This is a genomic window from Terriglobia bacterium (genome assembly GCA_020073085.1).
In the GTDB taxonomy this organism is placed as follows: domain Bacteria; phylum Acidobacteriota; class Terriglobia; order JAIQFV01; family JAIQFV01; genus JAIQFV01.
In genome coordinates this window covers 194,400-221,324 of sequence record JAIQFV010000002.1, presented here as the reverse complement: position 1 = coordinate 221,324, position 26,925 = coordinate 194,400, and the positions used below count along the sequence as shown (strand labels likewise).

General features: G+C 56.2%; 19 protein-coding genes. 16 read left to right on the top strand and 3 right to left on the bottom strand.

What is annotated here, in order from left to right:
- Positions 1-14 precede the first annotated feature (14 nt).
- Together LAO21_03300 and LAO21_03295 are read left to right on the top strand one after the other, a co-directional pair.
- The gene (locus LAO21_03300; protein ID MBZ5551722.1) at positions 15-959 is read left to right on the top strand and encodes a hypothetical protein; all 945 of its coding nucleotides are present in this window, start codon (positions 15-17) and stop codon (positions 957-959) included.
- Positions 960-1,579: 620 nt separating this feature from the next.
- Positions 1,580-1,825 carry a hypothetical protein gene (locus LAO21_03295; GenBank protein ID MBZ5551721.1) on the top strand — a complete coding sequence of 82 codons (246 nt, stop codon included), beginning with the start codon at positions 1,580-1,582 and terminating at the stop codon, positions 1,823-1,825.
- A gap of 179 nt (positions 1,826-2,004) precedes the next feature.
- Here LAO21_03295 and LAO21_03290 read toward each other — a convergent pair whose 3' ends face one another.
- The gene (locus tag LAO21_03290) at positions 2,005-3,156 is read right to left on the bottom strand and encodes an AAA family ATPase (GenBank protein MBZ5551720.1); all 1,152 of its coding nucleotides are present in this window, start codon (positions 3,154-3,156) and stop codon (positions 2,005-2,007) included.
- A gap of 247 nt (positions 3,157-3,403) precedes the next feature.
- Here LAO21_03290 and LAO21_03285 point away from each other — a divergent pair, with 247 nt between their 5' ends.
- The 4 genes from LAO21_03285 (at position 3,404) to LAO21_03270 (ending at position 6,345) form a co-directional block, all read left to right on the top strand.
- Positions 3,404-3,550: a hypothetical protein gene (locus tag LAO21_03285; protein MBZ5551719.1), complete on the top strand. Its 147-nt coding sequence runs from the start codon at positions 3,404-3,406 to the stop codon at positions 3,548-3,550.
- Between the two features lie 34 nt (positions 3,551-3,584).
- On the top strand, positions 3,585-5,369 hold the full coding sequence (locus tag LAO21_03280; GenBank protein MBZ5551718.1) for a hypothetical protein: 1,785 nt from the start codon (positions 3,585-3,587) through the stop codon (positions 5,367-5,369).
- Between the two features lie 24 nt (positions 5,370-5,393).
- Positions 5,394-6,098 carry a CPBP family intramembrane metalloprotease gene (locus LAO21_03275; protein MBZ5551717.1) on the top strand — a complete coding sequence of 235 codons (705 nt, stop codon included), beginning with the start codon at positions 5,394-5,396 and terminating at the stop codon, positions 6,096-6,098.
- 76 nt (positions 6,099-6,174) lie between these two features.
- Positions 6,175-6,345, top strand: coding sequence for a hypothetical protein (locus LAO21_03270; protein ID MBZ5551716.1), 171 nt, complete (start codon positions 6,175-6,177; stop codon positions 6,343-6,345).
- A gap of 550 nt (positions 6,346-6,895) precedes the next feature.
- Here LAO21_03270 and LAO21_03265 read toward each other — a convergent pair.
- Positions 6,896-8,236: an amino acid permease gene (locus tag LAO21_03265; GenBank protein ID MBZ5551715.1), complete on the bottom strand. Its 1,341-nt coding sequence runs from the start codon at positions 8,234-8,236 to the stop codon at positions 6,896-6,898.
- Positions 8,237-8,573: 337 nt separating this feature from the next.
- On the opposite strand from LAO21_03265, the gene LAO21_03260 reads away from it, so the two are divergent.
- The 5 genes from LAO21_03260 to LAO21_03240 all read left to right on the top strand — a co-directional run bounded on the left by LAO21_03260 (position 8,574) and on the right by LAO21_03240 (position 17,725).
- Positions 8,574-10,541, top strand: coding sequence for a S9 family peptidase (locus LAO21_03260; GenBank protein MBZ5551714.1), 1,968 nt, complete (start codon positions 8,574-8,576; stop codon positions 10,539-10,541).
- 240 nt (positions 10,542-10,781) lie between these two features.
- The gene (locus LAO21_03255; protein MBZ5551713.1) at positions 10,782-11,201 is read left to right on the top strand and encodes a DUF3052 domain-containing protein; all 420 of its coding nucleotides are present in this window, start codon (positions 10,782-10,784) and stop codon (positions 11,199-11,201) included.
- Between the two features lie 89 nt (positions 11,202-11,290).
- On the top strand, positions 11,291-11,761 hold the full coding sequence (locus LAO21_03250) for a CoA-binding protein (GenBank protein ID MBZ5551712.1): 471 nt from the start codon (positions 11,291-11,293) through the stop codon (positions 11,759-11,761).
- Positions 11,762-11,912: 151 nt separating this feature from the next.
- Complete coding sequence (locus tag LAO21_03245) at positions 11,913-15,158, top strand: hypothetical protein (GenBank protein MBZ5551711.1); 3,246 nt, start codon at positions 11,913-11,915, stop codon at positions 15,156-15,158.
- A gap of 116 nt (positions 15,159-15,274) precedes the next feature.
- Positions 15,275-17,725 carry a prolyl oligopeptidase family serine peptidase gene (locus LAO21_03240; protein ID MBZ5551710.1) on the top strand — a complete coding sequence of 817 codons (2,451 nt, stop codon included), beginning with the start codon at positions 15,275-15,277 and terminating at the stop codon, positions 17,723-17,725.
- A gap of 233 nt (positions 17,726-17,958) precedes the next feature.
- Here the strand turns inward: LAO21_03240 and LAO21_03235 are convergent, their stop codons facing one another.
- Positions 17,959-19,548: a S41 family peptidase gene (locus LAO21_03235; GenBank protein ID MBZ5551709.1), complete on the bottom strand. Its 1,590-nt coding sequence runs from the start codon at positions 19,546-19,548 to the stop codon at positions 17,959-17,961.
- 278 nt (positions 19,549-19,826) lie between these two features.
- Here LAO21_03235 and LAO21_03230 point away from each other — a divergent pair, with 278 nt between their 5' ends.
- The 5 genes from LAO21_03230 (at position 19,827) to LAO21_03210 (ending at position 26,663) form a co-directional block, all read left to right on the top strand.
- Positions 19,827-21,203 (top strand): hypothetical protein, encoded by a 1,377-nt coding sequence (locus LAO21_03230; protein MBZ5551708.1) that lies wholly within the window; start codon positions 19,827-19,829, stop codon positions 21,201-21,203.
- Between the two features lie 254 nt (positions 21,204-21,457).
- Positions 21,458-22,864, top strand: coding sequence for an MBL fold metallo-hydrolase (locus LAO21_03225; GenBank protein MBZ5551707.1), 1,407 nt, complete (start codon positions 21,458-21,460; stop codon positions 22,862-22,864).
- 262 nt (positions 22,865-23,126) lie between these two features.
- Positions 23,127-23,855, top strand: a complete 729-nt coding sequence (locus LAO21_03220) for a hypothetical protein (GenBank protein MBZ5551706.1) — start codon at positions 23,127-23,129, stop codon at positions 23,853-23,855.
- 185 nt (positions 23,856-24,040) lie between these two features.
- Entirely contained in the window at positions 24,041-25,027 is a 987-nt protein-coding gene (locus LAO21_03215; GenBank protein MBZ5551705.1) for a site-specific DNA-methyltransferase, read from the top strand.
- 511 nt (positions 25,028-25,538) lie between these two features.
- Positions 25,539-26,663, top strand: coding sequence for a hypothetical protein (locus LAO21_03210; GenBank protein ID MBZ5551704.1), 1,125 nt, complete (start codon positions 25,539-25,541; stop codon positions 26,661-26,663).
- Positions 26,664-26,925 lie beyond the last annotated feature (262 nt).

Below are 26,925 nucleotides of genomic sequence, written 5' to 3'. Positions count from 1 at the left end.
TCCGCGCCTCTGCGGTGGAAGCATCAAGACTCCACCATCCCACAGCGGCCGGAAACGTGGATAATGGAGATGCGACCCCCGCAATCTTTTTCCTGCACAGTAGCTTTTGGATGAGTCTTCATCAGACTCTGATCGCGGACGCGATGCGCTCCACGCCGCGCGCACTACCTGACGTGTCCCCAGAAGAGCAGGCAGCGTGGAACGAGGCCGTGAAGGCATACCGCACCGCCGGCGGCGGGCACGGCGACATGACATTCGCGAATCCGATGGTCATCACCACCGACGCCCTCACACAGGTCGCAGATGATGCTGCCGAGCCGCTTATCGACGCCCCTCTCAAGGAGGCGCTGACCCTTGCTGCTCCCGTCTATCGCCGGCACTGGTGGGTGGCCGACGACCAGGCGAATCGATTTTTCCTCGGTTACGCGGCCGCCATGCTGCGTGAAGCGGGAGGGGGCCTCGTTCGGGCACATGAAGCGGTGTATCGTACGGCGTGGCCGGAACGCGTTCGCGCTTACATCACGCCCTTTGCCGGCCCTTACGGCGCCTACACGATCACCGGCCGGTCGGGCGGCGTGATTACCACGATGTCGTGCCGCGACCCCGGCTACCAAGGGCTACGCGCGCTCGAAATGCTCTTGCACGAGAGTTCACACGCGGTGGTCAGTCCTGCCAGGGGAACGGTCGCAGCTGCGATCACAGTTGCTACGAAGCAGCGCGGTTTGGATGCGCCGCGCGAGCTGTGGCATGCAATCCTCTTCGCAACGTCGAGTGAACTCACGCGCCGGTTCCTTGCCGAGCGGGGCGTCGCGAATTACGTTCCCACATCGGAAGACCTCTTCACGAGGGCGTGGCCCAAGTATCGTGAGCCCATCGAAAAGTACTGGATCCCCTATCTCAACGGGCAGGGCACGCTGGAGGAAGCCATCGACAAAGTTGTCGCCGCGATCCCCCGATGAGGTCTCGACACGATGACCGGGGGTCTGATCCTTTCAAGCTTCAATTCCAGGACGTTGTCAGACATGGTCAGGGAAAATGGATAAAGGAGATGCGAGCCCATGTTGTCGGTAGAATTCACACAAACGCTCCGCGCGGAAGCCGTCTTGACGGAAAAGCGATGCCTGTCATTTAGCCAAAAAAGCCGGTTAACAAGACGATGAATCAGGCGGCTCGCATTGAATCCACCTCCGTTTTGCCATGGAGCTCGGCTCTCATGTAACGCCAGTAGGGGCCACGACAGCGGCTTTCAGCATGGACAGAATGCATGCTGCGCACGAGTTAAACGGTTCCAACTTCACGCATGCTATCCTCACCACGGGCGAGCTAGCCGCAGTAAGGGCGTAGGACTCGCATGATGGGGGTCTAAGAGGCTGCACCACTATTCTCAGATCTAAACGTGGTCCCACGTTGGGACAAATCGGGTCACAGCAGTCACTGTACGCCTAAGGCTCGGCGAGGACCGCTCAGCAGCCGATATGTTCCACCGGTTTTGCACGAAGGCAACCAACTGCCCATTGTAATTGGGACCGATCTGTCGTGTACTTCCAGACGGGGGGACAATGTCTCCTCGGAGATTTCGATGGGGGGATCTTCTGGCCAGATCGATGAGGCACTTTTTCGGATCTACAATTTCATCCACACTCTCGGGAATCAGGGTCTTGTTGATGCCCAGGAATCTGGCGAGCCCTACCTGATCAGCGAGCAGCCAGGCTTCAACCTCTTTGACGGCGACTCGAAACAAGAGGTTCGGATGGAGGGGTTCATGCAACCAAGTCTCAATGAGATCTGGCGCACATTCGATCTGATCGAGGTCAGTCAATACTAGAAATGGTGTTCCCTTTGCGGCATTGTTGAACCCGCGAATTGTTCTACGCAAGTACCCGAACCCACTACCGTTATAGCACGTGCCTATCGCATAAGGGCGCCCCGTTTTGCAAAGAAGCTTGATAAGGACCCCCTCACTGAGGTCGTCCTCCACAGCAAGTTGGATCGGGATGGGTGACATCATTCAAATTTAAGGGGCAATTGCTGAACGGCGGATGGCACCGTGCGGGGCAGTGCGGCCTCTGCAATGCTAAGCCCCGCTTCAAGGAGCGCTCTTACTTCCTTAATTGACGCGGCAGGATCAACTCTCGTACCTTCGACGCTGGGAGTCAACAGAAGCACTTCTTCTCCCCCAATACCTTTATCTGAAAGCAAGTCCGCGCTGTGGGTGCTCAGGATAATCTGCCTCTTCTTCTGTCTCTGGACCCGATGCAAAAGAGCAGGCAGTTTCCGGACAATCCCAGAGTTCAGCGATAGTTCGGGCTCTTCCAGCAACAGGAGAGACTCACTTTCGAGCAACGACCACAACAAACCAATTAGGCGCAACGTCCCGTCGGAGAACTGGTCTTCTCTTTGCTTGGCGCCTTTGGGGCGCCAGTGCTCGTAGACTGCCTCAAGGTGAGGAATACCGCTTTCGTCCTTCACATCTGTCAGCCCTTTAATCTGTGGGACTGCCAAAAACAAGGCCTTTTCGATCTTTTTCAGTCGAGAACGCCGGACTTTCTGGGGTGTCTTGACCACTCGTTCAAGGAAGCTTCGACCGAAGGGGTCTTCGGAATTCCCTGGCCCCGCGTATATTTCTGGATGGCGAACCAACTGCGGTACTAGATGCAAATAGAGTACCGATTCAAAGAACTTCGCAATATCTCTGAACTGGCTGTTTGCCCCAATTTGCTCAAGATGTGTCTGGGTGCGGCGTAGCGGGTCTGTGACATCATCCTTATCCGGACGCGTCAATATTTTGTCTCCTTGGTGCCAGACTTGCTCATATGCCAAAAAAGGTTGCCGGTACCCACGCGACTCTTGTTTAATTCCAATCGCGTACCTCCATCCAGCTTCCTGATTCGAAACTTCGGAGAGGTGAACCTCCATTTCCACATTAGGGTGCTCACGCGCCGCTAAGCACCTCAGTTTCGATAAGCCACCACGGTCGGTGACGGCTTTCTGCAATCCTCCACCAGGCTTGGCAATGTCACGTAAAAACCGGAAGGCGTCTAGGAAATTGGACTTGCCTGAAGCATTGGGTCCAGCGAGAAAAATCCGTTCGCTCAGTTCAACATCGACCGAACGGAAGTTACGCCAGTTCTTAAGTTTGATATGAGTTACAATCATCGCTTTCCCGCCACACTATCCAATTTGTTCTGTGTCCTTGTTGTCGGAAATCTTATCAGTTATGTTACTGTGTTTGCCAGAGAATTGTCCTCCGGCGGGCGTCGTTGACCAATTTGATGTGGGCGCATCTTTATCCATTCTGTGTTTCCGTCTTAAGGGGCACCCTCCATTTCCTATAAGTCTGTTGCGCGTGCGGCCAAATCGCTTGCGATTAACACCCGAGCGTGATATTCCGGGAGGCTTCACGATGGAAGCATCAAGACTCCGCCGTCCCACGTGGGCCGGGAAAATGGATACTGGAGATGCGGCCTACCGCGCTGAACGCGTCCCCTACCTGATGACGGGACAGATTTTGGCCGGACTTTTTGGGCGGGATTGTCGTCTTACCCTTTAGAACTTTAGTTTCCATGCACACCCCAGGAGGCTCTATGAAAAACCGGCATGCAATGGTGTCAACGCTTGCCCTCCTTTGTTCTGCGGGATTGATCTTCCCAGAACCTGCATTTACCGCTGTAAGTGAAGATCGGGCCATTCTACAGTCCGTTGAAAAAGCCCCGAGTCAAACCTCCCCATCGACTGTGAAGCAAGGCGACGTCAAAACCGCCCAGCCCTCCACTAAGGCCGACCCCATCGCGGAGAGAAAAAAGAAGGCCCAGAACCTTCTGAACCGATGCTATCAGGAAGCATTACAGAGCGAGCCACGCGTAAAGATGGCCCTGTTGCTGGACATTGCGCGCTCCATGGCAGGAATAGACCGCAAGCAGGGGATACTCATTTACGAGCAGGCCTTTAATGCAGCCCAGGAGCTCCAAGGCTCGGAAAACGCCACTGTGCGTGCCATGAACCAAAGCAATATTGCCCGAATGGTTTACGGCTATGACCCGGAAAAAGCGCTTGAGCTGGCACTTCGCATTGAATCGATGCCCGGGTCCGTAAGTCAGGTGAACATAGGGCTAGGGGCACTCGGTTTCATGGTCGTCCGTCTGGCCGACAAGGATCCCGAGCGGGCCTTTGGGATTGTCCGGGAGGAAATGGCACACGGTGATTGTTTGAAGTCCCTGATCGTCCCGATGGCGGTGGCCCTCCAGAAAAAGAGGCCTGAACTCGCAGAAACTCTCTACATTGAAGCGATTCATCAATTTGACAAGCCCGTCACGAACGCTCCCGCCTTCGTCGACTTCATTGATATGGCTTCAAGCCTGTTCGATTTGAACCGGGCGCTCACATCCCAGGCGGTGGGGATTATTCTCAACGCCATTGACGACATGGGGGACCATCCGCCCGACTTGGATGTACAATGGGAAATTTTCGACGGGAATACCAAAACGTCGTACGACGGGGTTCGAGAATATGCCATGTCGAAAGTGCTCCCGCTGGTTCGACGGATGGACCCGGAGCGTGCCAAAGGCCTTGAAGAAAAGTTCTCAGCCAGTCGAGCCCTGCTTCCCAAGAGTCCGGGGAGAGAGGTGGGTTCAATGAGCGAATATTCAACGGCCCCTCCGGCCAAACCCTCCACTCAAACCCCGGACAACAGCAGCACCCCGAGCCCTTCCGGGCCGCCGCCGGCATCGACCATGCCCACCTACTCCAGAATGACCCTCATTCACAGGGATGCGGTGGGAGCTCCGACGAAACCGCCGATCGATTTCAGTGCCAGGCGGGCGGCCGAGCAAGCGCGTATGGAGAGCGTCAACCAGGTGGCCCTGGCCGCCCAGCTGGCGAGGGAAGATCCCGAGGCAGCGCAAGCTCTCCTGAAGACCATCCCGCCGGGCCCCTCGCGCGTCAAGGCGATGGCTTCAACGGCCATGGCTCTATCCAAGAAGGACCCGGAACAAGCCAAAAGCCTCCTCAATGAAGCCGCTTCGGCCACAGAAAAACTCCCGGATCCTTATGATCAAGCCGAATGCGACGGACTGATCGCAGGGGGATTTCTGCTGTTCGACCAGGATCGAGCTCAACAAATCTTGAAGGAGGCTCTCAAACTGGCCGATCAATTGGCCCAGGAAGAGGAGGAGAGGAAATCGAATCCGAAACCTCCGGCCGGCGTGGCAACCACGTTCCGCTCTCCTCAGCCTCTCTTTTCAATGCTTCTTAGCACCTTGGCGAGGCTGAATATCGATGACGCCATGGCCCGGGCCGAGGGAATCAAAGACAAAGAGACAAAACTCCGGGCCATGGTGCAGATTGCGAATGCCCTGCTCAACCAGAAGTAGGACACAGCGGATGAAAACAGAAAAATGATCATCTCCCATTTGATTCCTGCGCTTCTATTGTTTGGATTTCCTATCTGGGATTTTTGGGAAGCGCGTCAACTGCGCGAATCAATTCACCCGCAGGTAAAAATTTGGAGTTATCTACGCATTATCACCGGGCTGTGGATCGTCTCACTCTTGGTCATCTGGCGCATACCCCTCCGGCAATTGTACGCTGCTCCGTTGGTGAAGATCCCGTTCCTAAGTCATGTGCCTCACGAGGCTGTCATAGGCCTTATGATCCCGTTAATCCTTGGGATCCTGTTACCTCCTTTCCTGGCGCTAGTCCATCGCGGCATTCGCCAGCGTTTGCTCATCCCATACGAAAAAATGGACTACCTGCTGCCGAACAGTCTCCTGGAAATGGCCCTTTTCAGTGGGGTCGCCATTTCAGCAGGAGTTTGTGAGGAGATAATCTATCGCGGATACCTCCTTCGATACCTCCAGGCGTCGCCTTGGGGGCTTCCTCTCGGGTGGGGCTTGCTGGCATCATCGGCGGTTTTCGGCTTGGCCCATCTCGGGCAAGGGGTTAAAGGGGTACTCGAAACGGCCTTTATTGGATTGGTCCTTGGCGGGCTTTATATAGCCACCGGTAGCTTGCTGTTTCCCATTTTGGTGCATGCCCTTATCGATCTACGGGCCCTGTTCATGGCGTTGCTGCGGAAGCTTCCAACCGTCGCACCAGCCTGACCCCTCGTTCAACTCGCGGGCCCGGCTGCGCCAGTTGATTACTTTCGCTAGGCCGCAAGATTCGGAGATTTCATCTATGAAACCTGAGCAATTGAAACTGAGTGGCATCCTTTTCCTGATCGCCGGTGTCGCATTCTTTGCAGCCTATCTCTTCAGCAAACAGGTGGCATTTGTTGGTGTTGGTGCTGCATTCTTCGCCATTGGAAGTTTCTTCATTGCGAAATCCAGGAACAACCCTCCTGTCTAACACTTCGTTCAACCCTGACGGGGTCGCGGGTTGCCGCTTTCACCATGCGAGCCTCATCTCGCAACCGCGCCGGTTGAATTCCATCCTAAGCAACTTCTAGAATGAGTGAAAAGAAGAAGGGAGAAATGAGGGGATTCTTTCACCCCTCCGGGGCTCAGACGGGGCTACATTCTGCCGGCCCTCCGGGCCTCTGATTGGAAATAAACCTTGGATTGGAATTGAACCGCCGACTTGGAATTGAACCGCCGACTTGGAATGAGCCTCCGACCAGAAATGAACCGGGCACTTAACCAAGATGCTCGAGAAGTTCGATGAAGTTCCATTACTGTTCAATAGGATTGCGGGGGGTCGCATCCTTCCATTCTCGAGTGTGGGAGTAATCCATTCTATCGAACCCTTTCAGGGTTTGGAGAGTTCGACAATGATTTCTGACCCAGGGTTGCCCAAGGGGCAACCCTGGGCTAATGAATGAATCCCTCTCAGGGATTGGGTCAATTTAAGAGTTCGGGATGTTCCCTCATCCATCGTGCCCGGTCTCTCTGGTCCCGAGTCACGGCGACGGAATGACCGCCTTGGCCTTCTTGCTTCGCGACTGCCAGATCAAATACGCTGGGGCGCCCAACAGCACGATGCCCAAACCAACCAACGCGTTGAGCGGTTCCGCAAATATCGTATTTCCTACCAAAGCCGCGGCCGCCAAAATGAACAGCAGGGGCGTCCAGGGATATCCGGGGACACGGTAAGGGCGAGATGCATTCGGCTGGCGCCTTCGATAAACAAAAATCGACGCCGCTGCTAGGGCGTAGAAAATCCAGGCAATAAAAATGACGTAGGTGAGGAGTTGCTCAAAGGTGCCGCTCAAGGCCAGAACAATGGACCATACGGAGCTCGTGACAATGGCGAACGCGGGCGTCCCGAACCGGGGGTGCACTTCGGCCAGCCGTTTGAAGAAGATTCCGTCGCTGGCCATCGCATAATAAACCCGCGTGGCGGTGAGGACCGTGACATTGGTGGCGCTGAAGATGGAAATCAGAATCGCCAGCGCCACCAGTTTTGCAGCCGCCGGCGTGAAGATGGCAGCCATCGAAGCGGCCGCCACACTGTCGGACCGGGCCACGGCCACCGGACCGATCCCCGCCAGGTACGCCACATTGGCCAACATGTACAGACCAATCAGCGCCCCAGTGCCGATCGTCAATGACCGGGGAAAATCGCGCTGAGGATGCAGTGTTTCGGCGGCGCTATAGGTACCGAACTGCCAGCCTTCATACGCCCAGAGAACACTGACCATCGCCACGCCAAAGCCGGAGGCAAGTGGCCAGGAAAAATGCAATGGCCAGAGGTAGGGCCTTGATCCGACAAACCCGTGGCCGAGCCACATCAGCGCGATGCTCATTCCGAGAATCGCCGCCACTTTGACCGCGGTCGTCCAGTTGGTCAGGTCGGCACTGCGGCGAGTGCCCCACACATTGACCGCCATGACAACCAGGAGCATCGCGGCGGCAATCAGCTTTGCCATTACAGGGGTCAAGGGAACAATCTCGCCCAGGTAGGCGCTGAAGGCGACGGCGAGCGTGGCGTTGGTTCCACTGCTGGTGACAAAGAAGAGCGTCCAGCCAAACATGAATGCAAAGAACTTCCCGAAACAGTCGCGGATGTAGACATACAGGCCGCCCGCCGACGGGTTCATCGCGCTCAGTTCGCCGTAAGTCAGGGCGCCCAGCAGCGAGAGAATCCCGCCCACCAGCCATACCATCAGCGCCACCCCCATCGACCCCCCGACTTGCCTGATCACTGGCCCGGGAACAAGAAAAATCCCCGATCCGATGACGGACCCGATGGTGATGAGCGTGAGATCGCGGAAGCCCAGAGTTCGGGTTAATTGGGGCATTCGAGGAAACCTTTTCTACGTCAACGACTGCCCCGGCGGCAGCCGATGCGACGCGCGCATACCCGCTTCTTTTCTATCCCGCTCGGAGTTGAACATCCTGCCCCGTCACCACAAACTTTTTGAAGTCGCTTATTGTACCTGATTCCATCAGGGCCGCATCAATATTCCCGGGAGAAGGAATTTGCCCTTGCTCCAATTCCTCGGGTCATGCGATAAAGAGCTGTAAACTCGAGCCAAACAGAGACGAAAGCGCGTCAAAGCATCCTGGTCTGACTGGGAAGGACCCTCACCGCCGAGGCACAAAGCCGGTGAAGTCGATGACGAGAGGACCTCTGGAATGATTGGAACCAAAGTCGCTCCCTATGGCTCCTGGAAATCCCCGATCACCTCGGATCTCATCGTCGCAGGCACGGTCGGGCTCGGTGAAATCACGCTGGATGGCGAGGACATCTACTGGATTGAGAGCCGCCCCACCGAAGCCGGACGCCAGGTCCTGGTGAAAAGATCTTCCGATGGAACAAAAACGGATGTGACTCCTCCGCCCTTCAACGTCCGGACTCGGGTCCATGAATACGGAGGAGGCGCCTACGTCGTCGCCAACGGAAATATCTATTTTTCAAATTTTGCAGATCAACAACTTTACAGGCAACGGCCCGGGGAGGCCGCGCGCCCACTCACGCCGGCCGTCGATATGCGCTATGCCGACGGTGTCATCGACTTCCGACGGAACCGCTTGATATGCGTGCGTGAAGACCACACCGTGGAAGGCCGGGAGGCGGAGAATTCCATTGTCGCCCAAGGAACAAAACGGTTGGTTCACACTGCGGGGACGGGTGGGGCCATCGTGATTTCCGGCGATCAGGTGCTCGTTTCCGGCAATGATTTCTATTCCTCTCCGCGCCTTAGTCCCGACGGGACCCGCCTGGCCTGGCTTTCCTGGAACCACCCGAACATGCCCTGGGACGGAACAGAATTGTGGGTAGCGGAGGTCAATCCAGACGGGTCATTGGGTCATAAACGCCGGATCGCCGGCGGTGTGGAAGAATCGATCTTCCAGCCGGAGTGGTCGCCGGATGGCTCGCTCTACTTTGTCTCCGACCGGACTGGATGGTGGAATCTCTACCGCTGGCGCGACGATCGTATTGAACCAATGTGCGAGATGTCCGCTGAATTCGGCTTGCCCCAGTGGCTCTTCCGGTTCTCGACCTACGCCATCGAATCTGCCAATCGCATTATCTGCACGTTCAATAAGGATGGAAACTGGCGCCTCGGCACGCTGGATACGAGAGCCAGGCGACTTGATCCCATCAACATCCCTTTTACCGATATCCGTTATTTGAGGGCTGCTCCGGGAAAGGCGGTGTTCTGGGCCGGCTCGCATGTCGAAGGCTCATCGATTGTCCACCTTGATCTTGCTACGCATCACGTGGAGGTTTTACAGCGTTCAAGCCACATCAAGATTGATCCAGACTACCTATCCATCCCCCAGGCGATCGAGTTCCCAACGGAACATGGACTCGCGGCCTATGCTTTTTACTATCCCCCTAAGAATCGCGACTTCACCGCGCCGCCGGGTGAAAAGCCTCCGCTCCTTGTGAAAAGTCATGGAGGACCGACGGCGGCCACGACCGCCGTTCTGAATCTGGGGATTCAATATTGGACGAGCCGCGGGTTTGCCGTTTTGGACGTGAATTACGGGGGCAGCACCGGATATGGGCGCGCCTACCGTCAGCGGCTGAATGGTCAATGGGGGATTGTCGATGTGGACGACTGCGTGAACGGGGCGCGCGATCTTGTCGTGCGCGGCGAGGTCGATGGACAACGTCTCGCCATTGACGGCGGAAGCGCCGGGGGTTATACCACCCTATGCGCCCTGACCTTTCGCAACACCTTCAAGGCGGGGGCCAGCTATTACGGCATCAGCGATCTGAAGGTCATGGACGAGGATACACACAAATTTGAGTCGCGCTACTCCCATAGTCTGCTGGGCTCTTTTCCCGCGAAAGAGGAAATCTATCACGACCGATCGCCCATCCATTTCATCGACCGCCTGTCCTGCCCGATCATTCTTTTTCAAGGTCTCGAGGATAAGATCGTCCTCCCCAACCAGTCCGAAATGATGTTCGAAACCCTCCGCCGGAAAGGGTTGCCGGTGGCCTATCTACCATTTGAAGGCGAACAGCACGGGTTTCGTCGCGCCGAAAACATCAAGCGGGCACTGGATGCGGAGTTGTATTTCTTCTCTCGCGTGTTCGGGTTTGAATTGGCCGACCCGGTGGAGCCGGTGAAGATAGAGAACTTGTAGATATTCGAGGGATTCGTTCGCAGGCATGGCAAAAAGCGCCATGCCCGCGGCACCCCATCCCAAGAGATTGCTCTATGAAACAATCGGGACACACACCGGCTTTGGTTTCATTCCTGCAAAGTGTTTTGAGAAAAGGTGTCTGTCCCTGACTTCCAAATTTCGAAGGATTTGTTCGCAGGCATGGCAAAGAACACCATGCCTGCGGCACCCCATTTTGAGACCAATTTAAGAAATGACCTTATGGCCGGATACTCAGGAACTCCGCTGGCAAAGAAGCTCGGCATCAAAGAGAATTTCAAGGTCGCGATGATCAACTCGCCGGATCACTTCGAAGATACATTGGGGAAACTGCCCCCCGGCGTTACCATCTCCACTGCAGCGAGGAAATCGATTGATCTCATTTTGTTTTTCACGAAATCCCAGGCGGATCTGAATAGAAATTTTCCGCGCCTGGCTGAAAACCTGGTCTCCAACGGAATGCTCTGGGTGGGATGGCCCAAGAAGACTTCGGGGGTATCGACGGACCTGGCAGAGGGGATTGTGCAAAAAATCGGCCTGGCCGCCGGTCTCGTGGACACCAAGGTCTGCGCCATTGACGAAGTGTGGTCGGGGCTCCGCTTTGTGATTCGCGTAAAAGATCGTCCGCGTCCGTCGAAGTGATGGGCGTCCCGTTAACTTTCGTTTGATCAAAATGTAATATGAACACGTCCCTTATACCCCTTTCGTTCTACCCCTTGTGGAGGTCCGCCATGTCTTCCGTCAAAGAGAACGTCGACGACTTCCTCGCCCAGAAGAAGATCGCTGTCGCGGGGGTCTCCCGCCATTCAAAGAATGAAGCGGCCAATTTCATTTTCCGTAAACTACGGGATTCCGGATTCCAGGTTTTTCCCGTGAACCCCAACGCCACCACCGTGGAGGACACGACCTGTTATCCCGACCTCAAGTCACTTCCCGTAGCCGTTGACGGAGTTGTGATTGTCACGCCACCGCGGGTGACTGAGCAGCTTGTTCGCGAGTGTGCGGAGCTTCATATCCCGCGAGTTTGGATTCATCGTTCCATGGGCCAGGGAAGTGTTTCCAAGGCAGCCAGCGAGTTTTGCCACGAACACCATATCGCCGTCATCTCGGGGGGTTGCCCGATGATGTTCTGTGCCCCCGTGGATTTCGGGCATAAGTGCATGGGCTGGATCGTGCGGTTGACCGGCGGAATGCGTGGCTAGCTTTCCGACAGGATCACCGCCTGGCGGGACCGTGGATGTGACGTCCTGGTGAACCGCGTAACGACTCGGCTTCTTTCTGCGTCTTTGAAGGCTACACCTTTGGGTTCACCTGCAGTTAACTTTCTCAGCCACACATCAAGGAGGAATTCACGTGAGGACAAGGTCTCGCTTCCTTTCATTCCTGATCTGGGGGATCGTTCTGGGCCTTTCCGCCGGCTCGGCGTTCACATTTGCGCAGGAAAAAACGGCCGCCAGTGCACCGAAGCTGGATGCATCGTTCTTCAAGAACCTCAAACCTCGCTCCATTGGACCGGCCATTATGGGTGGCCGCATTGATGACTTTGCCGTCGTCGAGAACAATCCGTCCACTGTGTACGTGGCCACGGCGTCGGGCGGCATCCTTAAGACCGTCAACAACGGCACGACCTGGGAGCCGGTCTTTGACAACGAAGCGGTCTCCACCATTGGCGACATCGCCATTTCCCCTTCCGATCCCAGCATCCTCTACGTCGGGACGGGCGAAGCGAACAACCGGCAGAGTTCTTCGTGGGGGAACGGGGTTTACAGGACCATGGATGCCGGAAAGACCTGGAGCCCCGTGGGGCTGAAAGAGACAAAGGCCATCGGGCGGGTGGTGATCAACCCTCAGGATCCCAACACGGTTTACGTGGCTGCGACAGGAAACCTCTGGGGAGCAAACAAGGAACGCGGGGTGTTTAAGACCGCGGATGGAGGAAAGACCTGGACTCAGTCCCTGTTCGTGAATGAAGACACCGGGGCGATCGACCTCGCGATGGACCCGCAAAGCCCGAACACGCTCTACGCTGCGATGTACCAACGCCGCCGCACGGTGTTTGGCTTCAATGGCGGCGGCCCCGGAAGCGGTCTCTACAAGACCGTCGACGGGGGCGCGACCTGGACAAAACTGACGAAGGGTTTGCCCTCGGAAGGCGACACCGGACGGATCGGAATCGGAATCTATCGCTTTAATCCCAACATCGTGTACGCCCTGTTTGAAAATCAGAAGGCCGGGGGCATCTATCGCAGCAATGACAAGGGCGAAACGTGGACGAAGATGAGTGAGACCAATCCGCGGCCGATGTATTACAGTCAGGTGCACGTCGATCCCAACAACGACCAGCGCGTCTGGTTGCTCGGCGCGCCCATGTACTTCACCGAAGATGGAGGCAAAACGTTTCGCAGCAATCTCGTCCAGCGCATCCACGGCGATTATCACGCCATGTGGATCGATCCAGCCAATTCCAGTCACATGTGGGTGGGCAGTGACGGGGGCATTCACCAGACCTACGATCGCGGGGTGACTTGGGATTTCATTAATACTTACCCGCTGGGCCAATTTTATGAGGTGTCCTTTGACATGCAGAAGCCGTATCGCGTGTGCGGGGGCCTGCAGGACAATGGAAGCTGGTGCGGGCCGAGCGCCACGCTCTTTTCGGCCGGCATCACTAACGATGACTGGTTCCGTGTCGGCGGCGGCGATGGATTTTACACTGCCAATGACCCGGTGGATCCGAACACGGTTTATGCTGAATCCCAGGACGGCAACCTGTCTCGCCTCGACCTCCGAACGACCGAAAGCAAGTCCATCCGGCCTCAGATGAAAGAGGGCGAGCCGCCTTACCGCTTCAACTGGAATTCGCCGGTGCTGATTTCCGCGTTCGACCACAACACCCTTTACTATGGCGGGAACTTCCTGTTCAAATCCACCAATCGCGGCGAAACCTGGACCCCGTTAGGCGGAGATCTCACCACCGGGGTGGATCGCAGCAAACTAGGCATCTTCGGGGTGGTTCCGAGCAAGGAACGGGACACCCTTTCGCGCAACGATGGCGTCCAATGGTATCCAACCGCGACGACCATCGCCGAGTCCCCCCTCAACGCCAATGTGCTTCTTTACGGCAGTGACGACGGCAATCTTCAGATCACACGCGATGGCGGGAAGACCTGGAAAAACGTCGCCGACAAGGTACCCGGCCTTCCCAAAGGAACCTACGTGAGCCGGGTTGCGGCCTCCAAGTCAGCCGAGGGCACCGGGTACGCCACCTTCGACGGACATCGCATGGGAGATTTCAACACCTACGTTTACATGTCGACCGACTATGGCGAGCACTGGAAGTCGATCGCGGCCAACCTTCCGAATACCGGCGGCGTGCACGTAGTCCGGGAACATCCGCGCAATGCGAATGTACTGTTCCTGGGAACCGAGTTCGGTGCTTTCATTTCCATGAATCGCGGCGGCAGTTGGGAGCCATTGAAGCTTTCCGGCTTCCCCACCGTTCCGGTAGACGACATTCAGATTCACCCGCGCGATAACGACCTCATTCTCGCAACGCACGGTCGCTCGATCTACATCCTGGATGATGTCACCCCCATCGAAAAAGCTTCCGACAGCGTGGTCAGTTCCGATCTCTACGTCTTTGAACCCCGGACGGCCGTCGAGTACCGGATGTACGGGAACAAAGGCAGCACGGGACATGAGTGGTTTATGGCCCCCAATCCGCCCTACGGCGCCCTTCTCACTTATTACCTCAAGAACAAACCGGGCGAAAAGGAGCAGGTCCGCATCACCATCAGTGATAAGAGTGGCAAGACGATTCGAGAGATCTACCGGAATCCGAAGGAGCAAGGTCTCAACCGGGCAAACTGGGATCTTCGCACCAATCCGCCGGTTCCTCCCACACCCGAGGAACTGGAGCGTGCGCAGGAGGCCGCGGCGGCAGGTTTCTTCGGCTTCGGCCGCGGGACCGGCGCGCGCGTCCTGCCGGGTGAATACGACGTGAAGGTATCGCTCGGGGACAAGTCTGCGACCACTACGGTGAAAGTGGAGGAAGATCCCCGAATCCAGGTTTCAGCCTCTGACCGCAAGGCGCAGTTCGATATGCAGATGGAAGTCTCCAAACTCCTGGCGTCGGCCGATACCGGGCAAAAGTATCTGGTGCGCCTGCGGACGGCATTGAAGACGAACCTGGAGGAATTCAAAAAGATGAAAGATCCCAAGGCGCCCGAAAACATCGTGAAAGCGGCAGAGGCGCTGAGCAAAGATGCCGATGCCGCCTTCGACAAGTTTGCCGTGGATCGAACCGATCCCCTGGGGAACGCGGGTCCGCCGCTGACCTATGAACCTCCGCGCATTCCCCAGCGCCTGCAGCGGCTGTTCTCGTCACTGCAAAGCGTCACCGCGGCTCCTTCGGCCCAAGACCGGGAAGACCTTGACACGGCATCGAAGCTGTTGAGTGAGGCGAACGACATGATCAAGAAAGCAAAAGACAATCTAACTTCCTTGAACAAGATGATTAGCGAAGCCGGGTTGCCCTACGTCAACCCGGATGTGGTGACCACGCCCGCCACGCCTCGCGGCCGCGGGGGCGTCGAGTAGTCGAGTTCCGTGGAGCGCGGGTATTCCTCCCGTAATGACGAGCGAGAAGTTCGCGCTCCATATCTGCCTTATCCCGGACCGGACCAGCCATTATTTTCAGGCGAAAGGACTTTTCCATGACCCGTTGTAATCCGTCAAAACGATCTTCCATTCTGATTGCGTCGCTCGCTTTGCTGATGCTCCTGCTCCTGGCGGGCGCGGCCTATGCGGTTGACGTTTATCAGAAGCCCCCCAAGGAAGTTCTCGATGTTCTGAACGCGCCTCCCACGCCGACGCTTCTGGTCAGCCCGGCTAAGGACCGCGTCCTTCTGGTCACGACACTCCGCTATCCGCCGATTTCGGACCTTTCACAACCCATGCTGCGCATCGCCGGGCTGCGCTTGAATCCGAAAACCAATGGCCCACATCATCCGACCCGGCATGTGGCATACACCCTGAAGTGGATTGACACCGGCAAGGAAATCAAGATTGCGGTTCCTCCCAATGCTTACCTCAGCATGCCCGAATGGTCGGGCGATGGAAGACATTTCGCCTTTTCAAATACCACGCCGGACGGCATTGACTTGTGGGTCGGCGACGGGGCGACTGGAGCCGTTCACAAAATGGCGGGGATTACGCTCAATGCGGCGTATGGCGATCCTATCCAATGGATGCCTGACAATAAGGCTCTCCTGGTCCTGACCATCCCGGCCGGCCGAGGTAAACCACCTGAGGAACCGGCAGTTCCGCAAGGGCCCATCGTTCAGGAAAGTTCCGGCAAGGCCGCCCCCATTCGCACCTACGAAGACCTGCTCCAAAGTCCGCATGATGAGGACCTCTTCGATTATTACTGCACGTCGCAGGTCGCTCTTTTGGACGTGGCCTCGGGGAAGGCCACGCCGTTGGGCAAGCCGGGGCTGTTCGCCAATGTCTCGATCTCGCCGGACGGGAAAATGTTCGCCGTGACGCGCACTCACAGGCCTTATTCCTACCTGTTCCCGGCTGGCGATTTGCCGAAGGAGATTGTGGTGTGGAACCGGGCTGGGCAAGTCGTGTTCAAGCTGGTCGATCGTCCCCTCGAGGATCAAATCCCTGTCGATGGCGTTCCCGTTGGACCCCGCAATGATCAATGGAGGCCGAATGAACCGGCCACGCTGGTCTGGGTGGAGGCGATGGACGGGGGCAATCCGAAGATCAAGGCGGAGTTTCGAGACCGCGTCCTGATGCTCCGGGCTCCCTTCAAGGACCAACCCACAGAGGTGATTAAACTGACGCAACGATTTGGGGGAGGCGGAGGGCCCAGATCTCGCGGGCTGGTTTGGGGCGAGAAGGGAGGACTGCTCTTCTTGAGCGATTACGACCGGAATCGCCGCTGGGTTCGCACCTTCATGCTTGATGCCGACCATCCGGCGGAAACCCCGAAACTGGTCTGGGACCGGTCCATTCAGGACCGCTATAAAGACCCCGGTGAACCTGTGATGCGCATGCTCCCGAGCGGTCGTCCCGTCCTGATGCAGGAAGGGGATTCCATTTTCCTCAGCGGCGCCGGCGCTTCTCCGGGAGGTGACCGGCCTTTCCTGGACCGGTTTGATCTGAAGACCTTGAAAGCGGAGCGGCTGTTCCGGTGCGATGAGAAGAGCTACGAATCGGTGGTCTCCGTACTCACTCCGGATGCGGGCAAATTCCTGACCCGCTACGAATCCCCTTCTGAGGCGCCGAACTTTTTTGTCCACACCGCGCAAGGCAATGACAAAAAAGCGTTCACTCACTTTCCCGACCCCACCCCCCAGTTGCTGGGGATCAAGAAACAGCTTGTCAAATATAAACGCAACGATGGCGTGGAGCTTTCCTTCACGCTTTATCTGCCGGCGGGCTACAAGGAAGGCACCCGATTGCCGACCGTCGTATGGGCGTACCCGCTCGAATACAACGATCCCGCGACGGCGGGGCAAGTGTCCGGGTCCGCGAATCGTTTTTCAATCTTTGTGGGCTACACCCACCTGTTTTTCCTGACGCAGGGATATGCCGTGCTCGATGGCGCCACCATGCCCGTCATCGGTGATCCTGAAACGATGAATAATACTTATATCGAGCAAATCGTGGCGAGTGCTCAGGCGGCCATCGACAAGGCCGTCGAGATGGGGGTCACAGACCGCAATCGCGTCGGGGTGGGAGGACACAGCTACGGGGCCTTCATGACGGCCAACCTCCTGGCGCACTCCCGGCTGTTTAAGGCGGGGATTGCCCGCAGTGGGGCTTACAACCGGACCCTGACTCCATTCGGTTTTCAAAGTGAACGGCGCAACTTCTGGGAAGCCCCGGAGATGTACTTCAAGGTTTCACCCTTCGTCTATGCCAACAACATCAAGGACCCTATCCTCCTGATCCACGGCATGGCCGACAACAACTCGGGCACTTTCCCGATCCAGTCCGAGCGCATGTACGCCGCTATCAAGGGAAACGGCGGGACCGTTCGTTACGTGCAACTCCCGTTTGAGGCCCATGGCTATCAGGCGCGGGAGTCCATCGAAGATGTGCTCTACGAGATGATTACTTTCTTTAACAAGTACGTGCAGGACGCGAAGTAAGGAAAGAGGGGGTTGAAGGCGTGCGACGGTAAGCCGGAGGCTTACCGCAATAATGAGCGGCAGAGCCGCTTATCGTCTCCAGGCTTCAAGAAAAGATCACTGTATTTAATCATCGTCACCAAGCAGGTAGGGCGAGCAGACTGCTCGCCCTACACAAAAGAAATCGGCCAACACAGGCTGTGTTGGCCGATTTCTTTTGTGCCGTTGACCGGCTATTGAACTGAATTCTCGTTCTACTGTTTCTCGCTCGTCTTCATCCGCTGGGCGACCACCCGCTTGGCGTTGGCGGCGAGTTCTCTGGCCTGCGGCATCAACTGGATGGCCTTCTGGATTTCGACGTCATCATCCAGCGTGAACCGGGTCGCCTCGACCTGTCCATACTCGGAGGTGAGGATATAGTACTTCAGCTGCTGTTTGATGAAATCCAGGCTCGCCATGAAATCCGCTTCACTGTAGGGGAACTTCTGTTCGTTCAGATACTGGCGGAAATCGTTGACCGCGACGTCATCCAGGAGCATGGTCTTCGAAGGATGGGAGTGCATCGCCAGATAGTGCGGCGTATAGTTAAAGAACATCGCGCTCTGAAGGAGCGCACTCTCAAAAGCGCTGTACTTCCTGTCCAGGACCTTCACGTCGGGACGAATGCCGCCGCCGCCGAACACCTGGCGCCCGCTGTCGGTCATTTTGATCTCCGTGGGCTTGATGTCGTCGCGGTCCTTCCCGTTGTAATAGTCAAACAAGGAGAGATGTGAATAATCCCGCTGGATGAGTCGTCCGCTGGGGGTATACCAGTGAGCAACCGTCAGAGCCAGGCCAGTCTGTTGATCCAGCGGATAGACCGTCTGGACCAGGCCTTTGCCAAAACTCGTCTCGCCGATGATGAGCCCCCGGTCATGATCTTGCAGAGCCCCGGCCACAATCTCGGCGGCGCTTGCGGTGTCCTGATTGATCAAGACGACCAGAGGATATCTTTGAGACCCGCTGCCATTGGGGGCAGTAAACCGGCGCTCGGGTGAATTTCGCCCCTTTGTATAAACCACCAACTGGCCCTTCTCAAGGAAGGTATCGGCCACGCGGATCCCTTCGTTGAGAATTCCGCCACCATTGTCGCGAAGATCCAGAATCAATCCCTGGAGCGTGGGCTCGTTGATCTCCTTCAATTTCGCGGCGAGTTCCCGGTCGGTCGTCTCACTGAAGCTCTTGATGCGGATGTATCCGACATTGTCCTTGAGGCGGTATGCGAATTCGATCGACGGGCGCGGGATTTCATCCCGAGTGACTTCAAACTTCAGCAGGTCGGTTGAACCCTCTCGCTCCACTTCAATCCTCGCCAGGGTTCCCTTGGCGCCGCGCAGCAGCTTGGAGACCTCCGAGGTCGCCAGCTTGTCCGAAGGGACCCCATTCACGCTGACCAGAACGTCGCCGGGACGCAGACCCGCCCGGAACGCAGGGGCGCCCACCACCAGGCTCAGGACTTTTGTCCTGCCATCGAGGGTGCCAATGGTCATACCGACTCCGTAGTACTTTCCCTGCTGCTCTTCCCGCAGCTCCGCATAACGCTTGGGATCAAAGAACACAGAGTGCGGGTCTAACGTCCGCAGCATCCCATTGATGGCGCTGTACACCGTGCGCTCAGGGTCAACCGGTTCGGCATAGTTCTGTTCGATGAGGTTCATCACCTCGGAAAACTGTTTGACCACCTGGTTGGTCGAATCGGGGGGATCTTTTGCGGTCGCATTCAGGCGGGGCCCGAGGACCCCTCCCATCAACGCAGAAAAAAGAATCAAACCGCTGAATAAGCTTGTCGTGGCGCCTTTTCGCATACGGAATCGTTCTCCTGAGGCCGGGAAGTATAACACAACCGCTTCTGTTTCAACCCAAGGTTTTGCTCGTGACTGTTTTCACATTTGAAGCATTTCCGGACCCTCGGTGAAGAGACTCTGTGTTTCAGGAAATGATCCCAATGCAAGGACTGCCAAAGAGAGGCAACCAGCGCTCCGTGAAACGTTATCGGAAGAACTCGAATGGACGCCCCTGTGATCTTTACGGTTAATTTTTTTACAAAATTGAATTACACTCGGAACCTTAAGTGAAACCATTCATGTCTTCCCTTAATGCTCGTCTTCGCCTGGATCCCCCATCGAGGGGGGATCCGTGTAATCATTGGAAGCCATTCAAAACGCAAAAGGTTGCTCGCCGGGGCCCCTTTCGTACCGGCTTTCTTACTCCCACGACCCCTCTTGCTGAAGTTCTCTTGTTGGGTGCGTTGGTTTTATCGGGACTCGGAGTGCCGCCACCCACCCTGGCTGCAGACCAGGGCCGGGACGACCTTTCGGCCGGCAATCGCCGCGCTGAGGAAATCGCGAGCCGTTCGCGCCTTGTCATGGGGGCTTTTCGATACCTGCGCGCCAATGCCATTACGATTGCCACCCCCGAACTCCGCAAGCAGGTGCTCGAACTGCTCGACAATCCCGCCCCGACATTCTACCGGGAATGGCCGACGCCGGAGAGCAAGCAGGAGGTCTGCAATGCATTTATTGCACGCGGATATGTCAAAGCCCAGGACGACCGCTTTCCGGAGAGGGGGGTGCTCGATGGAGTCTTTCCTCCCGTCGCAGATCCGCGACGTTCACCGCAACGCTTTTGGGGGGCGCCGGGAGGCAACTTCGAGGGCCATCACTCGTATCCGGGCGGTTTGGTCATCCACGAGGCGTTCAACCTGCGCAGTGCCCTTTCGCTTGCGGCCAATTACCGTGCCCAGTACCCCGGGATGATCCTGAACAATGATTTCGTGATCGCCGCGCCCATCTGGCACGACGCGATGAAAACGCTCGTCTTCCAATGGAGGAGCGACGACAGCGAACTGCCGGAACTCGTGATCGCGGGGACCGGCGCCCACCACATTCTCGGGATCGCCGAGGCGCTCCACCGGAAGCTTCCCCCAAGGTTGGTAATCGCAATTGCAGCAGCCCATGGGACACCCGGCTTCGAACCCTCGGGCAAAATTGTCGACTGGCTAGAGGCGGCGGCCATGCTGGCGCATGTCGATCCGGTCGAATATGGCGTGTTAAGAATGACGGCCCTCCCTGCGGCAGGCACCTCCACAACAGCCAAGATGGAATTGCCGGGCCCGATATCCCCCGAGGCCACGATCAATAATCTTTCGGATGGGGATTTCGTCCTTTCCATCACAGCCGCCCGCTTTGCCGTTGAAAAACTGGGCGAGATTGCCCGCACCGAGTTGAAGATGAGCGAATCCGATTTGCACGGGCGTCGCTTCAACGACTTTAGAAACCGCGTGTTTTCCCAGATGACCCAGGAACGGTTCTATTCCCTGTGGCTGGAAGGTTCCTCCACGGCCGTTTTGAAAGAAATGCGCCGGTTGGGACTGTTACCCGGAAGCCAGAAGGCGGAAGCCAGTCGCCAGAAGGCGGAAGTCAGAGGTCAGAAATCAGAAGTAGAAGAGAATAACAGGTGATCTTAAGGATGCAGAACATTCTAGAACGTCATTCCCTTCTGTTCTCTGGTTTCCTACTTTTGGTTTCCGGATTTCGGATTCCGGTTTTCGATTTCTACCTTCTGGCTTCTGGCTTCTGCCTTCTGGCCTCTGGCTTCTGGCCTCTGGCTTCTGGCCTCTGGCCTCTGACTTCTGGCTTCGGCAACAGGATCATCCAAGATCAAGCCATTCTCGTACATGTTTGACCCGTCAGAACCATAACTGAGGATACTTTCATGCCTGTCCTTCAATTTCTTGGCGCCACCGGCTGCGTTACCGGCTCCAAGTATCTCCTGACCTTTCACGATGGCGAGCGCCTGATGGTCGATTGCGGTCTGTTTCAGGGACCCCACGCCCTGCGGGATCGAAACTGGGAACCCTTGCCCATTGACGGCGAGAAACTGGATTCCATCATCCTCACCCATGCCCACCTCGACCATTCCGGGTTCTTCCCGCGTCTCGCGAAAACTGGCTTTGATGGAAAGGTCTACGCCAGTGAAACGACCGTGGATCTGTGCGGCATCCTGTGGCCCGACTCCGGAAAGATCCAGGAAGAAGATGCCCTCTATGCCAACAAGGAGGCGTATACCAAGCACAAGCCGGCGTTACCGCTTTATACCGAAGAGGAAGCGCGGACCGCCCTGCGTTTTCTGCGGGGCGTGAAATACCGAACTGCGACACAGATTTCCAAGAACTTTTCCTTCACGCTTTATCCGGCCGGACACATCCTGGGTTCGTGCTTGGTCTCGCTCGACATTCACGAACCGGGTGAGGCGCCATTGAACCTGCTGTTCTCCGGGGACCTGGGGCGCTACGACCAGCCCATCACGCCCGATCCCACCCCCATCGAGAAGGCCGACCTGATGGTGGTGGAATCGACCTACGGCGATCGATTACATGACGGGACGGATCCGAAACTCAAGCTGGCCGAGGTCATCAAATCGACCTTCAAGCGCGGCGGCACGGTGATCATCCCGTCGTTCGCCGTGGGCCGGACCCAGGAACTGCTATATATCCTGCGCGCCATGGAAGAGGAGAAGGTGATCCCCGACATCCCGGTCTTTGTCGACAGCCCGATGGCTTCGAGTGTCACCCGCGTGCTCCTGGCTCATCCCGAAGAGCATGACCTGGAGATGACGACTCTGGAACAACACGGCATCGATCCGCTGGGAACGCACGATGTCACCTTTATCCGGAGCGCGGAGGAGTCGAAGGCCCTCAACACGAACGAGGTGCCGAAAGTAATTATCGCCTCGAGCGGGATGTGCACCGGGGGGCGAGTCATGCACCATCTGCGACATCGCGTCAGCGACCCCGCGAACACCGTGTTGTTCGTGGGTTACCAGGCGGAAGGAACGCTGGGCCGGTACCTCAAGGATGGGGCCAGGGAAACCAAGATCCACGGCCAGTGCGTCGTGGTGCGCGCTCATATCGAATCGATCGAATATGTCTCGGCCCACGCAGATTACAACGAGGAATTGCGCTGGCTGTCGAACCTGAAGCTGCCCCCGCGCGCTGTGTTCATTACCCACGGCGAAGATGCCGCACGAAAATCTCTGAGCGAAAAAATTTCGGCCCAGCTCAAATGGAAGACGGTGTTGCCGGAATACTTGCAGACCTTCGACCTCAAGGAAATGTTCTAGGACAATTCGTGCGGGGTGGATTGTCTGAAGCGGGGTGCCGCAGGCATGCGCTGTTGGCATGCCTGCGAACACTATAGACCAGGTGTCGTATTCAAGAAGTGAAACCCTTCTCCAAAAATGCGCACACCCCGATAGATCGGGGTGTGCACCCCTCAATCTGCTTGTCCTCCGGTTGGGTGGCGCATACATCGCGTTTTTTTGCGATGTGTGCGATAAAGACTCGATAGGATAGCGCCACCCGGGGTTCGGTCCTGAGGGCGACATGAAAAACATGACTTACAAGCTGGTCGTTCTGGCTCTTGTCTCTTTTCTGCCAATTGCTGCAACGGAGCAGTTGCGCCTTTACGCACAGCCTGACAAGAGGGATGAAACTCGTCTTCAGAGACATGTCCGGTTGGCGAAAGAGAAAGGGGCAACGTCGGTGGAAATGACAAGTCCGCTGCCGAACTATGCTGAAGTGGATAGTCTTGATCAAGCGATGTGGTCTAGCGCCGTTCTGGTCGTCAAGCTGCAAGATCAAACCAGTGTACCCTCGTCGTCTGAAGATGCGATTTGGACATGGTATAAACTCAAAGTGCTGAGAGATCTGTCCGACACCCCTCTTCCCAAAGAGACCGCTCTCCCTCCCAATGTTCCGCTCGAAATACCGGCGAGCATTCTCCCTTTGAAAGGAGACGAAGTCTTGATTCGGGATACAGGCGGAACAGTCACCGTTGATGGCGTTGAGGTGAGGGGCAAACCCTTATACGAAGGGTTCCGGAAGGATGGGGTGTATCTCCTGTTCGCCGACCTCACAGGATTCAGCAACTCCGAAACTCTAACCCGTTTTGGACGACCCGCCTTTGGTCCGTATGGTATCTTCAAAGTTGATGCAGGCGGCCAAATCCAGCCGCTTTCGAAGGATTTCAATGATTTTCCTTTGACTCGTGCCCTGCGGGAGAGGTTCGCCAACTCGCTCGAACGATTCTCCCTGTTCTTTCAACGCTACTGAATCCTCGCCGCAATTCAAGTCTCCGGGTGGCGCATACATCGCGTTCGCCGCGGCGAACGATGTGTGCGAGAAAGTCCCTCGCGTGTTGCGCCGGGTGGCGCACAAATCGCGTTTTTTGCGATGTGTGCGAGAAAGACTCTAGCGTAATGCGTATTCAAAGCTGAAATTCGTAGTTATAATAAAATATGGCCCGAAACGTCATCGCAAGCAAAGAAATCGAGCTCGAAATTGATGAGGCAATACCGCTAGATCTTTCCCGCTTCGTGCCAAAAGACATCGGAGAGCTCGATGACCCACAGACGGAGATTCCTCGCATTGCAAAAGACCCAAATTTGATTGGTTTGATCGATAGCGCCGTCCAGCAGGTTCCATCCACACATCAGCTTTTGCTCGGCGATGCCCGCGGGCTTTCTATCCTAAAACCCAACAGCATCCACCTGGTCGTTACCTCGCCGCCCTACTGGACGCTCAAAGAGTACCGCAACACAGATGGACAATTGGGGTTCGTTCAAGGCTACGAGGATTTTTTGACCGAGCTTGATCGGGTATGGGAACACTGCTTCCGCGCCTTAGCTCCCGGTGGGCGGTTGATCTGCGTGGTTGGCGACGTCTGCCTCTCAAGGCGCAAGAAAAGCGGCCGGCACACCGTGGTACCGTTACACGCCTCCATTCAGGAACACTGCCGCAAGATTGGCTATGACAACCTCGCTCCAATCATCTGGTACAAGATATCAAACGCAGCCTACGAGGTGGAGAACGGATCGGGTTTCCTTGGTAAGCCTTACGAGCCCAATGCAATCATTAAGAACGACATCGAGTTTATTCTCATGGAACGGAAACCCGGCGGCTACAGGACCCCCGACGTGGCCACTCGGATTTTAAGCCTCATCTCTGTCGAAGATCACAAGAGGTGGTTTCAGCAGATTTGGTCGGGACTCACCGGGGCTTCCACACGTGACCACCCCGCTCCCTTTCCGCTAGAGCTCGCCGAGCGCCTGATACGGATGTTCAGCTTTGTCGGAGATACAGTGCTTGACCCGTTTCTCGGGACCGGCAGTACCACGCTGGCAGCGGCCAAGACAGGTAGGAACAGCATTGGAGTAGAGATTGATCCGCATTACTTTGATTTTGCGAAGCGGCGCATTCGAGATAAGACCCGGTCACTCTTTTGAACAGTCACCCTCTGCATGGGCATTGTTTCAATTATTCACCCGTGCATGAAGAATAAGGCAACCTCGTATGCGCTCAAATCTTAGATGGCCTCTCCTCCTCGTCTTAATCCTTGCGGGTTCTCATCGCCACTTCTCTGCGGTAACCCCGACAGGGGACCAGCAGGCTTCTAAATCCCCCCAAGTCAGCGATCAACAAGCCAAGGGAAGGATTGGCGGCGACCGCCCCGGGCGTCCAGTCGAGATCGAAGCCCTGGTGGATTCTGCGCGAAATGCTCCGCCTGAATTCGCTGCCGATGCACTTCTTCGAATCGCCCAATCAGACCGGATTAAACAATCAGCATGGAAGCGCGAACTCTTGGAGGAAGCTTTTCGATGGGGAGCGCATTCCTCGTCCCCGATTCGTCGAAGAGCTTTGGCGGGAAGCCTCACCGACACACGTTCTGGATATCTTGCAAAGGCCCTTGATCTTAACCTGGATGCTTTGTCGCTCCAATGCAGGGCGGTAAAGGCAATGTTGTCGGTAGACCGGGGAAAGGCTCGCGAGCTCTTTGGCGAAATCAGAATCCACCAACTCCCTCCCCTCAATTGTGAAGAACCTCTCGTTTATGATTTTTCCGATTTCCATGAAACGCTCAGAGAAATAGTGCAATCAGGGTTTACGGCAAAAGAGAAGAGCCTGAATGATCATATTCACTTTGCAGAATCCTTCCTGATGGATCTGTTCTCTCCTACTCAAGTGGCGCCGGCCGCGGATGCGATCGCCTCTTTAAGTTTGTCCCCCCCTCAGCTTGAGGTCCTGTTGCGCGCGTTTACCCTCGGAGTTGCCAGAGTGTCTCCGGATGATCGGTCCTTTTCCTACTCAATGCGGGGGAACTCTGTGGTCAAGGAGGTGGGCAGGTTAATCGATACTTCAAAGAAACAAGGTGTCCTTGTGGATGAATTGCTTCGGGTCTTTCGGGCTTACCTTGTTAAGAATCTGACCGGCCCACGGTGTGCTGATACCTCTTTGGCCAAGGAGCAACAGTCTAGAGAGTTACAATCGATAGAATACTTCAACCAGGACCTTCGCAGCAGGGCTTCAGGGGTGAGCACCGTTCTACCCATTCTGGTGGAGGAAACGCGGCCCGAAAGGACGGAGGGCGCAGCTCAGGAGTATCGCTATTGGCAAACAGCGCCGGCGAAACAACTTCTTTCCGAATATAAGAAGCTTCGCTTCACGTCGAAAGGCGAGTTGCGTGGTGATGCTGAAAAACAAGAATCGGAATGGCAATTGCAGTTGGGCGAGTTTCTGAATGCGTTGGCCGACTGGGACACGGAAGAGAGTAAGTATGAAGTGGACCACTTTCATCAAAAGTGTGTCTTGTACTTTGGGTTGCTGGAGATCCTCCCGCGCGGTCACACACGGCAACATGTCGTAAGCAGTTATGTGGAGTTCCTGGGCGATTCCGATGTGCAAAGGTCCAGCCCTGTCGGATGGTTTCTGCACGTGCATAATCTGATCAACTCGATGACCTCCTCCGAAGGTGAAGACCGTGCGGTGCTTGTCGATGCCCTGCGCACATCGAGCGACCCCGTACTCCATCTGTATGGGGAGTTGGAGAAAGCGTTGCCCCAAGCGCATCGATCCGTCCGGTGAATTTCTTCACACGCTTGATTTCTCATTGACACCTGAAACTGTTTCCGGTAATTTGGCTATGTTATTGCTTGACGTGGTGATTTAAGGCCAATTGCTCCACGTTAAACATGTGCTAAATCGTCAAGGGATACTGAAAGCCCCGTGCTATTTAGCGCGGGGCTTTTCGTTTTATCGGCAACCGATCGGACGTGGCGATTTAGGGTGACTTGCTCCACGTAAAAAACTGCTAAACAGCCGGACCAGATTTCAAACCCCGCGCGAG